The sequence below is a fragment of the Streptomyces sp. genome, assembly GCF_036566765.1.
GTDB lineage: Bacteria > Actinomycetota > Actinomycetes > Streptomycetales > Streptomycetaceae > Streptomyces.
The window spans coordinates 1-13847 of the sequence record NZ_DATCVQ010000324.1 but is presented as its reverse complement, the minus strand read 5'-3'; the positions used below and the strand labels follow the sequence as shown (position 1 = coordinate 13847).

The window sequence follows — 13847 nt, the reverse complement described above, 5'->3', positions numbered from 1 at the left end:
GGTGAAGCAGGTCGTGCAGAACTACAAGAGCGGCGAGTTGGCGGTGCTCGACGTGCCGGTGCCGGGGTGCAAGCCGGGCGGTGTGCTGGTCCGCACCGCCTACTCGCTGATATCCACCGGGACCGAGCTCATGAAGGTGTCCGAGGCGGGCATGTCGATGCTGGGCAAGGCCCGCTCCCGGCCTGACCAGGTGGCCAAGGTCATGCAGAGCGTTGCTGTCAACGGGGTGCCCGCCACCTACCGCAAGGTGATGGGCAAGCTGGACTCCTACACCCCGCTGGGCTACTCGCTGTGCGGGGTGGTCGAGCAGGTCGGCGCCGGGATCGACGATGTGAAGGTCGGCGACATGGTCGCCTGCGCCGGCAATGAGCACGCGCTGCACGCCGAGTTGAACTGGGTGCCGAAGAACCTCTACGCCCGGGTGCCGGACGGCCTCGCGCCACGGCACGCGGCCTTCGGCACCGTCGGGTCGATCGCGTTGCAGGGCGTCCGCCAGGGCGAGCCGCAGCTCGGCGAGGTGGCGCTGGTCATCGGCCTCGGGCTGATCGGTCAGCTGGTGGTGCAGCTCCTCGTCGCCTCGGGGGCCCGCGTCGTCGGGGTCGACCCCGACCCGGTGCGCTGCGAGCTCGCCGAGGGCCTGGGCGCCGCGGCCTGCGGTGATCCCGAGTCCGCGGCCGTGGAAGCCGCCGTCGCCGAGCTCACCGACGGTCACGGCGTGGACCAGGTGTACCTGGCCGCGGGCGGCGGCAGCAACCAGCCCGTCGAGCTGGCCGCCCGGCTGTGCCGGGACCGCGGCCGGGTCGTCGACATCGGCAAGTGCCGCCTGGACCTGCCGTGGAACGCGTACTACGAGAAAGAGCTCGACGTCCGGTTCTCCCGCAGTTACGGCCCCGGGCGCTACGACCCGGAGTACGAGCTCGAGGGACGGGACTACCCGATCGGCTATGTGCGCTGGACCGAGCGCCGCAACCTGGCGTGCTTCCTCGATCTCCTCGCCCGCGGCAGCGTCGACGTGGAGCCCTTGGTCTCCCACATCGCCGACTTCGACGACGCCGTCGAGACGTACCAGCGTCTGAAGGACGGCGAGCTGAAGGCCGTGGCCGTGCTGTTCCGGTACCCCGGCCCCGTTGAACACACAGCGGAAGCGGAGGCGCCGGCGGTGGCCGTGCCCACGGTCCGACGCGGCGGCGGAGCGCCCATCCCGGCCCGGTCCGCCGGCGCTCCGGTGCGCCTTGCGTTCGTCGGCGCGGGAAACTACGCGACGTCGATGCTGCTGCCGCACCTGGCACAGCGCGAGGGCGTCGAGCTGTCGACCGTCGTCACCACGACGGCGCTGTCCGCGGCCAACGCGCAGCGGAAGTTCGGCTTCGCCCGGGCGACCACGGATCTCGACGCCGTGCTCGGCGACAAGTCCATCGACGCGGTGTTCGTGGTCACCCGGCACAGCTCGCACGCCGAACTGACGCGGAAGGCGCTGCTTGCCGGCAAGGCGGTGTTCGTGGAGAAGCCGCTGGCCCTCACCGAGGGCGAGCTGGCCGACGTGCTCGCGGCGGTGGAGGAGTCCGGCAACGACCGGCTCCAGGTGGGCTTCAACCGCCGGTTCGCGCCGCTGTTGCAGGAGGCCAGGAAGCGGTTCGGCGCCCGGACCGGTCCGGCGAGCCTGCGCTACCTCGTCAACGCGGGCCGGCTGCAGCACGGCAGCTGGTACCTCCGACAGGGCGCCGAGGGCTCGCGGTTCGCCGGCGAGGGCGGGCACTTCATCGACACGGCGAGCTGGCTGCTCGACGCCGACCCGGTCTCGGTGTACGCCGTCGCCTCGTCCGGCAACGAGGATCTGCAGGTCGTGCTGCGCTACCCGGACGAGTCCACCGCCACCATCAGCTACGTCACCAGCGGCGCGCCCGGCTTCCCCAAGGAGACGCTGGACCTTGTCGCGGACGGAAAGGTGCTGCGGCTCGACGACTTCGTCCGGGCCTCGGTGTACAGCCGCAAGCGGTGGGTCAGTTCGCGACTGCCCCAGGCCCGGGACAAGGGCCAGTCCGGCGAACTGGCCGCGTTCGTCAAGGCCGTGCGGACCGGCGGGCCGATGCCCGTGCCGCTGGAGTCGCTTGTCGCCACCACGGCGGCCACCCTCGCCGTGCAGACCGGCCTGACCGGCGGCGCGCCGGTGACGCTGGCGAGGGCGCGATGACGGTGAACTCGGGGAGTCCGGGCTGGTACCTGCGGCGGCTGTCCCGGATGGGGCCGCGGGAGGTCGGCGGCCGGGTGGGCGACGCGGTGCGCAGGCGGCGATGGCGGTCGGCGACGCCCGCCTCCCCGAGCGTGACCGGCGCACGGTTCGACGCAGTGCTGCCCGCGGGCACGATCGACGCGATACCGCCGGACGCCGCGAAACGTCTCGTCGCCGAGGCGGATCGGCTGATGGCCGGGCACGCCGAGTACTTCGGGGTGGACCGCGACGACCTGGTCGACCCGGACTGGTGGCGCGACCCGAAGACCGGGCGCCGGGCTCCGTGGGGCTACGCCTTCGACGTGCCGTACCGGAACGAGGACGCGGTCGGGGACATCAAGCAGATCTGGGAGTTGTCCCGGCATCAGTACCTCACCGTGCTCGCCGCCGCCTACGCGATCACCGGGGACGAGCGGTACGCCGAGCGCGTGGCCGCGCACCTGCGGTCGTGGTGGGCGGGCAACGCGCCGCTGCGCGGTGTGCACTGGATCAGCGGCATCGAGCTGGGGATCCGGCTGCTGTCCTGGGTGTGGATCCGCCGGCTGCTCGACGGCTGGCCGGGCGCGGCCGGGCTGTTCGAGGGCAACCCGGTGGCACTGCACCAGATCTGGCACCACCAGCGCTGGCTGGCCGCCTTCCCCAGCCGGGGGTCCTCGGCGAACAACCACGTGATCGCCGAGGCCGCCGGGCAGTTCGCCGCGGCATGCGCGTTCGGGTGGTTCCCCTCCTCGGCGCGCTGGCGGGCCGACGCGCTGCGGTCGTTGGAGCGGCACCTGCGAAGCAACACCTTCGCCTCCGGCCTCAATCGCGAGCTGGCCACCGAGTATCACGGACTGGTCCTTGAACTCGGCCTGGCCGCGGTGGCCGAGGCGGATGCCGCCGACGTGGCGGTCCCCGCGTCGATCCGGCTGGTGCTGCTGCGGATGACCGACGCGCTCGCGGCCGTCGTGGACGGCAGGCTGCGGCCGCCGCGCCAGGGGGACGCGGACGACGGGCACGGCCTGGTCGTGGACGGCGCGGACACCGACCGCTGGGCCTCGCTGCTGACCACCGGGGACGCGGTGTTCGGCCGACTCGCCTGGTGGCCCGCGGTCACCGGCGCCGATGTGCGCACCGCCCTGCTCGCCGCGCTCATCAGGCCGTACGCGAAGGACGGGACCGTGACTCGCCCTCCAAGCCGCCCGGCCCATTTCGCCGACGCGGGGCTCACCATCCTGCGAGGTCCTGGGGAGGTCTGGGTCCGTTGCGACGGTGGTCCGCACGGGTTCCTGTCCATCGCCGCGCACGCCCACGCGGACGCGCTGTCCGTGGAGGTCCGGCACGACGGGGTCGACGTGCTCGCCGACCCGGGGACGTTCTGCTACCACGGGCAGCCCGAGTGGCGGCAGTACTTCCGTTCGACCCTCGGCCACAACACCCTGCAATGGGACGGCGGTGACCAGTCCGTCTCCGGTGGCCCGTTCCTGTGGACCCGGCAGGCCCGCAGCCGCGTCCTGGTCGCGGACGCCTCCGAGGAGGGGGCGGCCCGCTGGTGCGCCGAGCACGACGGATACGAGGACGTCGTGCACCGCCGCCGGGTGGAGCTGACCGCGGCCAGCCAAGAGCTGCGCGTGGTCGACGAGGTCCGCGGCGGTCGCGGGACGGTGCGCCTGGCGTTCCACCTCGGCCCGGCGATCGCCGCGGACCTGGTGGGGAACCGGGCGGTGCTCACCTGGACCCGGGACGGCGAGGACCGCTCCGCGGTGCTCGACCTGCCCGGGCAGCTGTCCTGGCGGGCGCATCGGGGCGAGACCCACCCGCCGCTGGGCTGGTACTCCGCCGGCTTCGGACGCAAGGAACCCGCCACCACGCTGGTCGGCACCGGCCTCGCCGACGGCGTGGAGGGGTTCATCACCGTACTCGGGTTCAACGGCTAGGGGGAGGCGTGGTGTTCAGGAGGCGGCGCTGGGCGTTGCCGGTGGCAGCGCTTGCGCTGACCCTGCCGGTGGCGACCGGCTGCACGAGCAGCCCGGACGCCCCGGCGAAGTCGGCCGGTACGCCGTCCGCGTCAGGGGCGCCCTCAGCGTCCGTGGCCCGGGTGTGCGCCAAGCCCGCGGCCGGGCCGGAGAAGGCGCCGGCGGGCGCGGTGACGGTCGACCCCGCAGTGGTCGGTGACCTGGACGCGAAGACCGACAGCAGCCCCCCGAACACCACGTTCTGGCTTCGACCGGGAACGCACAGGCTCACCTCGAACCCTTACGCCCAGGTCATGCCCAAGCAGGGGAACCGCTACCTCGGTGCGCCGGGCGCGGTGCTCGACGGCCGCAAGACCAACCAGTACGCGTTCGGCGGCACCGCCCGCGACGTCACCATCCGCCATCTGACCGTGCAGGATTTCGTCGCGCCGCAGGACGAGGGTGTGGTCAACCATGACATGGCCGACGGGTGGGTGATCGAGCACGCGATCATCCAGCACAACTCCGGCGCCGGGCTGATGGCCGGTGCCCGCCAGCAGCTCCGTGCCAGCTGCCTGCGCGGCAACGGCCAGTACGGCATGAACGCGTACAAGACCGGTGACTCCATCCGCGGGCTTGTGGTCGAGGGCAACGAGATCGTCGGCAACAACACCGACGACTGGGAGCAGCGGCAGCCGGGCTGCGGCTGCACCGCGGGCATCAAGTTCTGGGCCGTCGACGGCGCCGACGTACGCGGCAACTGGGTGCACGACAACCGCGGCGCCGGGTTGTGGGCGGACACCAACAACAACGACTTCCTCATCGAGGACAACGTCCTCGATGCCAATGACGGCGCCGCGCTGATCTACGAGACCAGCTACAACGCGGTCGTCCGGAACAACACGATCCGGCGGAACAACCAGGTCGAGGGCCGCAAGGAGGCCGAGGGCGGCGACGACTTCCCGTACGCGACCGTCTACGTGTCCGAGGCCGGCGGCGAACCACGGGTCCGAGCCCGCACGGACAGGATCGAGATCTACCGGAACGTGCTGGAGAACAACTGGAACGGGATCACCCTGTGGGAGAACGCCGACCGGTTCTGCAACAGCCCGGCCAACACCTCGACCGATTACTGCACGTTGCTGGTGAAGGACACCGCTCGCTGCGCGCGGCCGGCGATCGCCGCCGCACCGCTCTACGCCGACTGCCGGTGGAAGACCCAGCGGGTGGACATCCATGACAACCGCTTCGTGCTGGACACGTCCGTCCTCAAGTGCACGGTGGAGTGCGGTCTCATGGCGGTGCTGGCCAACGACGGCACCTCACCGGACTGGTCGCCGTACCGGGGCAAGCGCGTGGCTGAGGCGATCACCCACCAGCAGCACAACCGCTGGCACGACAACGTCTACCGCGGACCGTGGAGCTTCGTCGCCTACGCCCCGGGCCGGAAGCTCGACTCCGGGCAGTGGCAGGGCGCGCCGTACCGGCAGGACGCGGGCAGCAGCTTCGCTCCACGGGCCGGTGGTTGACATGGCCGAAGAGCTGAAGCCGGCCGGACCGAACACGGTCGGTGCGCGACCAGGCGTCGAACCACGCCCTGCCGGCACACCGAAGGCCGTCGGGATCGCCTGGGCGTTGCTGGGCCTCAACACGCTCGGCTCCGCCGGGGCGCAGACCGTCGTCCCGCTCCCCCGCTCCCTCATCCAGATGGCCACCATGGGCGCGCTGGTCGCCGCGTTCGCGCTGGCGCTCGCGCTCAATCTCCGGCTGCGCATCCGACCCAGCGCCTTCGTGTTCCTGCTCACCCTGCTGCTGGTGCCGAGCCTGATCTCGAGCGTGCAGTTGGAGGTCGGGTTCGGCGCGCTGTTCCGCTGCACGCGGCTGGCTCTCTTCGTCGGCACGCTGTGGCTGCTCAGCCGCTGGTGGGACGGCAGCCTGACGTTCGTCCGGTACCACATCCGGATGTACTTCGCGGTGCTCGTGCTGGTGGCCGTCGGCCTGGTCGTCGCACCGGGCACGGCCATGCCCGAGTACTACGGCGGGCGGCTGGTCGGTGCGTTGTGGCCGCTCACCCCGCCGCAGATCGGACAGTACGCCGCGGTGGTCATCGGGCTCACCGTGCTCCTCCTGTTGGGCCGGCGCACCACCGGGGCCGGCGCGGCGATGCTCATCGTGCCGTCGCTCGTCCTGCTCGCGATGACTCATACCCGTACGGCCACGCTCGGCCTGCTCATCGGGCTGGCGCTGGCGATCGGCTCGCTCATCCTGACCAGCGCCGCCGCCCGCCGGTTCTTCGCCTGGGCGGTGGTGTGCGCCGCGGTGGCCGCCGTGGTGTTCAGCTCCGCGCTGCGGGCGTGGTTCCTGCGCGGTCAGAGCCAGGAGAACTTCGCCAACCTCACCGGCCGGGCCAAGGTCTGGGACGCCCTCCTCGACGCGCCCCGGACGACCGGGGAGAAGGTGTTCGGCACAGGCCTGGGCGACAAGTCGTTCGACGGGCTGCCGATCGACAACAGCTGGCTGGCCGTCTACGACGAGCAGGGGCTGATCGGCGTCACCATCGTGGCGGCGATGATCACCGTGCTCGGCGGCGTCGCACTGCTGCGGCCACCGTCGCTGCCGAGGGCCTGCGCGATCTTCCTGATCAGCTACTGCGCGCTCTCCTCGTACACCGAGGTCGGGCTCGGCGACGCCTCGGCGTATCTGCTGCATCTGGCCCTGGCCGCCTCGCTGCTCGCGGCGCCCGCCGCGGCCGCGCCCCTGCCGACGGCCGAGATCACTCGACGACGTATCCCGCGATGGGCCCGGAGGTGACCTGAGCATGCATGTCCTCGTCGTGCACAACCATTACTCCTCGGCGCAGCCGAGCGGGGAGAACAGGGTCGTCGACCAGGAGGTGGGGCTGCTGCGGGCGGCCGGCCACCGGGTCGACGTGTTCGAGCGGCGCAGCGACGACATCGCCGCCAAGTCCCTGCTCGGCAAGGCCGCGGTGCCGCTGCTCGTGCCGTGGAATCCGGCGGTCCGCGCGGAGCTCACCGCCCTGCTCCGCACCGAGCGGCCGGACGTGGTGCACGTCCACAACGTCTTCCCGCTCCTGTCCCCCGCGGTCCTCGCCGCCTGCGCCGACGCCGGTGTGCCCGTCGTCGCCACGCTGCACAACTACACCCAGGTCTGCCCGCCCGGCACGCTGCGCCGGGACGGCCGGCTGTGCACCGAGTGCGTCGGGACGACGACGGCGCTGCCCGCCATCCGGCACGGGTGCTACCGCAACTCCCGGCTCGCGACGGTTCCGGTCGCGCTCAGCCTGTCGGTCAACCGGCGGCGGTGGTGGTCCGGCGTGGAGCGGTTCTTCTGCATCTCCGCGGCGCAGCGCGACGTCCTGGTGCGGTCCGGTATGCCGGCCGAGCGGCTGGCGGTGAAGCACAACTTCGTGCCCGACCCGGGCAGCGTCCGAGCGGGCGCCGGCGAGCATCTGCTCTTTCTCGGCCGACTCGCGGAGGCCAAGGGCGTGGGGCTGCTCATGGCCGCGTGGGACGAGCTCGCGGCGGACGGCGGTGTGGGCGTGCCGCTCGTGATCGCCGGCGCGGGTCCGCTCGAGCGAGAGGTGACCGCCTGGGCGGCGGGCCGGGACGACGTGCGGTACGTCGGCCTGTGGGACCCGGAGGAGTGCCGGCAGGGCATCGCGCGATCGGTCGCCGTGGTGGCTCCCTCGATGGCCATGGAGACCTTCGGCCTGGTGGTCGCGGAGGCGATGGCGGCCGGGGTCCCGGCCGTCGCCGCCGGTCACGGCGCCTTCGTCGAACTCGTCGAGGACGGGGTGACCGGGCTGCTGCACGAGCCGGGCGATTCCGCCTCGCTCGCGTCCTGCCTCCGCCGGATCGCGGCCGGGCCGGACCGCAACGCGGAGATGGGCGAGGCGGCCCGGCGCCGTTACGAGCAGGGGTTCAGCCCGGCCGTCGGGCTTGAGCGCCTGGTGGAGCAGTACCGCACCGCGATCGCGGGGCGGTCGGGCGGCGGGCAGAGCCCGCCGCCGACAGGGAACGGAAACGCTGACTCGCGGCGGGGCATCCGCGCGAGCAGGGGGGATGGGGGCAGTAAATGACACGATGCCGACTGTGCGGTTCGGCGGCGCTGGCCAGCGTCGTCGACCTGGGGGCGACACCGCCGTGCGAGAGCTTTCTCGCCGCGGACCGACTGGACCGGCCGGAGCCGGCGTACCCGCTGCACCTGCGGGTCTGCACCGACTGCTGGCTCGCGCAGATACCTCCGCTGATCACGCCGGAGGAGACCTTCAGCGAGTACGCGTACTTCTCCTCCTACTCGACCTCCTGGGTGGAGCACGCGCGCACATTCGTCACGGACGCCGTGGAGCGGGTGGGGCTCGGCCCCGACGCCTTCGTGGTCGAAGTGGCGAGCAACGACGGGTACTTGCTGAAGCACGTGGTGGACCGGGGGATCCGCTGCCTCGGCATCGAGCCGTCGGTGAACGTCGGCGCCGCGGCACGCGATGCGGGAGTGCCCACACTCACGGAGTTCCTGAGCCCGGACACCGGCTCGGCCGTCCGCGCCGAACACGGCCCCGCGGACCTGGTCGTGGCCAACAACGTGTACGCGCACATCCCCGACGTGGTCGGGTTCACCGAGGGCCTGCGCGCCCTGGTCGCCGACGACGGCTGGGTCTCCATCGAGGTGCAGCACCTGCTGACCCTGATCGAGGAGAACCAGTACGACACGATCTACCACGAGCACTTCCAGTACTACACGGTCGCCTCCGCGATCCGAGCCCTCGCCAGCGGTGGACTCGCCCTCGTGGACGTCGAGTTGCTGCCCACGCACGGCGGCTCCATCCGGCTGTGGGCGCGGCCGGCCGAGGCGGCCGGCGAGCCGAGCCGGCAGGTGGCGGAGGTGCTGGACCGGGAGAAGGCCGCCGGGCTGCAGGAGCTGTCCGGGTACGCCGAGTTCTCCGCTCGGGTGGCCAAGGTGCGCCGGGATCTCCTGAGGTTCCTCATCGAGGCGGCCGAGCGCGGCGAGACGGTCGTCGGCTACGGCGCTCCGGGCAAGGGCAACACCCTGCTCAACCACTGCGGCATCCGGCCCGACCTGCTCGCGTACACGGTCGACCGCAACCCGTACAAGCACGGCAGGTTCACCCCGGGCACCCGCATTCCGATCCTGCCGCCCGAGCAGATCGCCGCCGACAAGCCCGACTACGTCCTCGTCCTGCCGTGGAACCTGCGGGACGAGCTGGTCGAGCAACTGTCCTTCGTGCACGACTGGGGCGGCCGGCTGGTCTTCCCCATCCCGGAACTGAGCATTGTCGAGGGTCACGTCGTGAAGGAGGTCACAGCATGAAGGTCGTTCTGTTCTGCGGCGGTTACGGGCTGCGGATGCGCAACGGAGCCTCCGACGACATGCCCAAGCCGATGGCGATGGTCGGCCCGCGCCCGCTGATCTGGCACGTCATGCGCTACTACGCGTCCTTCGGGCACACGGAGTTCATCCTGTGTCTCGGGTACGGCGCCCACCACATCAAGAACTTCTTCCTCAACTACGAGGAGACCACGTCCAACGACTTCGTGCTGCGGGGCGGGCGGACCGAGCTCCTTTCCACCGACATCGCCGACTGGACGATCACGTTCGCGCAGACCGGTATCGAGTCACCGATCGGTGAGCGGCTGCGCCGGGTGCGCCACCACCTGGACGGCGACGAGATGTTCCTCGCCAACTACGCCGACGTGCTCACCGACGCCCCGCTGCCGGAGATGATCGACCGGTTCGCCCGGCGCGACGCCGGTGCGTCGATGATGGTGGTGCCGCCGCAGTCGTCGTTCCACTGCGTGGACCTGGGCGAGGACGGCCTGGTGGGGGGCATCACCGCGGTGAGCGAACTGCCGCTGTGGGAGAACGGCGGCTACTTCGTGCTCCGCCAGGAGGTCTTCGACCACATACCGGAGAACGGGGACCTGGTCGCCGACGGATGCGCCCAACTGGCCAAGCGAGGCCGGCTGGTGGCGTATCAGCACCGCGGCTTCTGGAAGCCGACCGACACCGTGAAGGAGCGGGCCGCGCTCGACGACGCCTACGCCCGAGGCGACCGGCCGTGGGCCGTGTGGGAGCGGGACGACGCAGGGGTCGGCGCGTGATCGGGCTCGGGGCCGGGCGCCGCCTGGAGCGGGTCGTCGCGGTAGGGGCGCACTGCGACGACATCGCCATCGGCGCCGGCGGCACGCTGCTGACGATGTGCCTCGCGCATCCGGGCATCCAGGTCGACGCGCTGGTGCTCTCCGGCGGTGGCAGCGAGCGGGAGCAGGAGGAGCGGGCCGCGCTCGCCGCCTTCTGCCCGGGCGTCGACCTGCGGCTGACGGTGCTCAAGCTGCCGGACGGCCGGATGCCCGCGCACTGGGAGGAGGCCAAGGCCGCGGTCGAGGAGCTGCGGGCGGGGACGGAGCCGGATCTCGTCCTGGCCCCGCGTACCGATGACGCGCACCAGGACCACCGCGGCCTGGCGAAGCTGATACCCACCGCATTCCGCGACCACCTCGTGCTCGGCTACGAGATCGTCAAATGGGACGGCGATCTCGGCCGTCCGGCGGCGTACCAGCCGCTGTCGCCGGAGATCGCCGAAGAAAAGGTGCGGCTGCTGCAGGAGCACTACCCCTCGCAGCGGCACCGGCCCTGGTACGACCGCGAGGCCTTTCTCGGCCTCGCGCGGATCCGCGGCATCGAATGTCACGCGCGCTACGCCGAGGCGTTCGCCGTCACCAAACTCACTCTCGATCTGGGGGAATGAACCTTGCGCGTACTGCTGACCGGACACCAGGGCTACCTGGGCACCGTGATGGCCCCGGTCCTCAGCTCCGCCGGACACGAGGTCGTCGGCCTCGACGCCGGCCTGTTCGCCGACTCCGTCCTCGGCCCGCAGCCCGCGGACCCGTCCGGGCATCGGGTGGACCTGCGCGACGTCACGGCCGACCACGTGGCCGGGGTCGACGCCGTGATCCACCTGGCCGCGCTGTCCAACGACCCGCTGGGATCCCTGGCGCCGGAGCTCACCTACGACATCAACCACCACGCGTCCATACGTCTTGCCCGCCTTGCCCGCGACGCCGGAGTGCGGCGCTTCCTGTACGCGTCGACCTGCTCGGTGTACGGCGCCGCCGGCGGGGACGAGCTGGTGGGCGAGGACGCGCCGCTGCGCCCGGTGACCCCGTACGCGGAGTCCAAGGTGCGGGTGGAGGACGACCTGCACGCCCTGGCCGACGGTGACTTCACCCCGGTGTACATGCGCAACGCCACCGCCTTCGGCTACTCGCCCCGGCTGCGCGCCGACATCGTGCTGAACAACCTGGTGGGCCACGCGCTCCTGTCGGGCGAGGTCCTGGTGATGTCCGACGGCACCCCGTGGCGCCCGCTCGTTCACGCCGCCGACATCGCTCGGGCCTTCGCGGCCGCGCTGACCGCGCCGCGGGAAGCGGTGCACGACCGGGCGTTCAACATCGGCAGCGAGATCAACAACGTCACGGTCGCCGAGATCGCCGAGCAGGTCGCCGAGGCGGTGTCCGGCTCGAAGGTGGTGATCACCGGGGAGACCGGCGCCGATCCGCGCTCCTACCGGGTGGACTTCTCCCGGTTCCGCGCCGCGATACCGGGCTTCGACTGCGAGTGGACGGTGAAGCGGGGCGCGCTCGAACTCGCCGACGCCTACCGCGAGTTCGGGCTGACCCGGGAGGACTTCGAGCGACGCTTCACCCGCCTCGCCGTGCTGCGCGCGGCGTCCGAGGCCGGCGCCGTCGACGACACCCTGCGGTGGCGCCGATGACCCTGGTCGGTGAGGAGATGCACGCACTGGTGGAGCGGCTGTACCCGCTGTGCCGGAGCATCACCGGCGACGGCGTGCGCGCCACCCTGGACATCGTCGGCGAGTACGTCCCCCTACAGGTGCACGAGGTGCCGACGGGGACGCAGGTGCTCGACTGGACGGTGCCTCAGGAGTGGAACATCCGGGACGCGTACGTCGCCGACACGGCCGGCAACCGTGTCGTCGACTTCGCCGCGTCCAGCCTGCACGTGCTCGGCTACAGCGTGCCGGTATCGCGGACCATGCCGCTGTCCGAGCTGCGCGAACACCTGCACACCCTTCCGGACCACCCGGCCTGGGTGCCGTACCGCACCAGCTACTACAAGCCGGAATGGGGGTTCTGCCTGTCCCACGAGACCTTGGACGCGCTGCCGGACGGCGAGTACGAGGTGCGCATCGACTCCACGCTCGCGGACGGCCACCTCACCTACGCCGAGCACGTGGTCCCCGGGCAGGTCCCCGACGAGGTGATCGTCTCCTGTCATGTCTGCCACCCGTCGCTGGCCAACGACAACCTGGCCGGCATCGCGGTGGCGACGTTCCTGGCCCGCGCGCTGGCGCAGGAAACGCCGTACTACACCTACCGGTTCATCTATGCGCCCGGCACCATCGGGGCCATCACGTGGCTGGCCCGCAACGCGGAGCGGATCGAGCAGGTCAAACATGGCCTTGTGCTGGCCTGCGCCGGGGATTCGGGCCAGCTGACGTACAAGCAGAGCAGGCGTGGCGACGCGGAGATCGACCGGGTGATGCGGCACGTGCTGGCCGCCTCCGAACGCCCGCACGGCGTCACCGAGTTCACTCCGTACGGCTACGACGAGCGGCAGTACTGCTCGCCCGGGTTCGACCTCGGCGTGGGCTCGCTCAGCCGGACCCCGTACGCCGGGTACCCCGAGTACCACACCTCGGCGGACAATCCGGACTTCGTCTCCCCCGAGGCGATGGCCGACACCCTCGCGGTCTGCCGCGAGGCGTTCGCCGTCCTCGACCGCAACCGGCGGTACGTCAACCTCAGCCCTTACGGCGAACCACAGCTGGGGCGGCGCGGGTTGTACGACTCGCTCGGCGGCCGCAGCGACGCGAAAGAGGCCCAGATGGCCATGCTCTGGGTACTCAGCCTCTCCGGCGGCGAGCACAGTCTGCTGGACGTCGCCGAGCGGTCCGGGCTGCCGTTCGACACGGTCGCCGTCGCGGCCGACGCCCTGGGCGCCGCCGGGCTGATCAAGGCATGACACCGATGACCACCGAGGGGGAGAAGACGACGCCGCCGGCGGACCGGCGCACCGGCAAGCGGGCCATGGTCGGCCGGCTGTCCTGGGGACTGGCCGACCAGGCGGCCTCCAGCATGACCAACTTCGCGGTGGGGATCTACGTGGCCCGCTCGCTGGGGCTGGCCGCGTTCGGTGTGTTCAGCCTGGCCTGGGTGACCTACGGCGTGGTGCTCAACGTCTCCCGCGGGCTGGCCACCGATCCGCTCGTGGTGCGCTTCAGCGGCGTTCCGGACGCGTCCTGGCGCGGGGCGGCGGCCCGGTCGACGGGTACCGCACTTGGCGTTGGTGCGGCCCTCGGCGCGGCTTGTCTGGTGGCGGGGCTCGGCCTCGGCGGCCGCGTGGGGCCCGCGTTCGCCGCCCTTGGTGTCGCGTTGCCGGGGCTGCTGCTCCAGGACGCCTGGCGGTTCTCGTTCTTCGCCGCCGGCGCCGGGCGGAAGGCGTTCGTCAACGACGTCGTGTGGGGTGTCGCGCTCGTCCCGGCCATGGTGGTGGCGGCCCGTGTGGGCAGCGTGGCCGCTTTCGTGCTCGCCTGGGGCGCGTCCGCCACGGTGGCGGCG

12 protein-coding genes are annotated in these 13847 nt (G+C 71.7%); 11 read left to right on the top strand and 1 reads right to left on the bottom strand.

Annotated elements, in window-relative coordinates:
* Position 1: 1 nt before the first annotated feature.
* Positions 2-2191: a bi-domain-containing oxidoreductase gene (locus VIU94_RS19155; RefSeq protein WP_331913045.1), complete on the top strand. Its 2190-nt coding sequence runs from the start codon at positions 2-4 to the stop codon at positions 2189-2191.
* Positions 2188-4146 (top strand): alginate lyase family protein, encoded by a 1959-nt coding sequence (locus VIU94_RS19150; protein WP_331913044.1) that lies wholly within the window; start codon positions 2188-2190, stop codon positions 4144-4146. The genes VIU94_RS19155 and VIU94_RS19150 overlap by 4 nt, the downstream gene beginning before the upstream one ends.
* Here VIU94_RS19150 and VIU94_RS19145 read toward each other — a convergent pair.
* On the bottom strand, positions 4136-4456 hold the full coding sequence (locus VIU94_RS19145; protein ID WP_331913043.1) for a hypothetical protein: 321 nt from the start codon (positions 4454-4456) through the stop codon (positions 4136-4138). The genes VIU94_RS19150 and VIU94_RS19145 overlap by 11 nt on opposite strands.
* Between VIU94_RS19145 and VIU94_RS19140 the strand changes: the two genes are divergently transcribed.
* The 9 genes from VIU94_RS19140 to VIU94_RS19100 all read left to right on the top strand — a co-directional run.
* A complete protein-coding gene (locus VIU94_RS19140; RefSeq protein ID WP_331913042.1) occupies positions 4356-5693 on the top strand; it encodes a right-handed parallel beta-helix repeat-containing protein in 1338 nt (445 codons plus the stop codon). The genes VIU94_RS19145 and VIU94_RS19140 overlap by 101 nt on opposite strands.
* Position 5694: 1 nt before the next feature.
* Positions 5695-6975, top strand: coding sequence for an O-antigen ligase domain-containing protein (locus tag VIU94_RS19135; protein WP_331913041.1), 1281 nt, complete (start codon positions 5695-5697; stop codon positions 6973-6975).
* A 7-nt stretch (positions 6976-6982) separates the two neighbouring features.
* Positions 6983-8263, top strand: coding sequence for a glycosyltransferase (locus VIU94_RS19130; protein ID WP_331913040.1), 1281 nt, complete (start codon positions 6983-6985; stop codon positions 8261-8263).
* Positions 8260-9513, top strand: a complete 1254-nt coding sequence (locus VIU94_RS19125; RefSeq protein WP_331913039.1) for a class I SAM-dependent methyltransferase — start codon at positions 8260-8262, stop codon at positions 9511-9513. Before VIU94_RS19130 ends, VIU94_RS19125 begins: the two co-directional genes overlap by 4 nt.
* Positions 9510-10304, top strand: coding sequence for a sugar phosphate nucleotidyltransferase (locus VIU94_RS19120; protein WP_331913038.1), 795 nt, complete (start codon positions 9510-9512; stop codon positions 10302-10304). Before VIU94_RS19125 ends, VIU94_RS19120 begins: the two co-directional genes overlap by 4 nt.
* Entirely contained in the window at positions 10301-10951 is a 651-nt protein-coding gene (locus tag VIU94_RS19115; RefSeq protein ID WP_331913037.1) for a PIG-L deacetylase family protein, read from the top strand. The genes VIU94_RS19120 and VIU94_RS19115 overlap by 4 nt, the downstream gene beginning before the upstream one ends.
* Positions 10952-10954: 3 nt before the next feature.
* Positions 10955-11980, top strand: a complete 1026-nt coding sequence (locus tag VIU94_RS19110) for an NAD-dependent epimerase/dehydratase family protein (RefSeq protein WP_331913036.1) — start codon at positions 10955-10957, stop codon at positions 11978-11980.
* Positions 11968-13251 carry a DUF4910 domain-containing protein gene (locus VIU94_RS19105; protein ID WP_414720974.1) on the top strand — a complete coding sequence of 428 codons (1284 nt, stop codon included), beginning with the start codon at positions 11968-11970 and terminating at the stop codon, positions 13249-13251. Before VIU94_RS19110 ends, VIU94_RS19105 begins: the two co-directional genes overlap by 13 nt.
* Positions 13252-13256: 5 nt before the next feature.
* A partial coding sequence (locus tag VIU94_RS19100; protein WP_524540639.1) for an MATE family efflux transporter occupies positions 13257-13847 on the top strand: 591 nt, incomplete at its 3' end.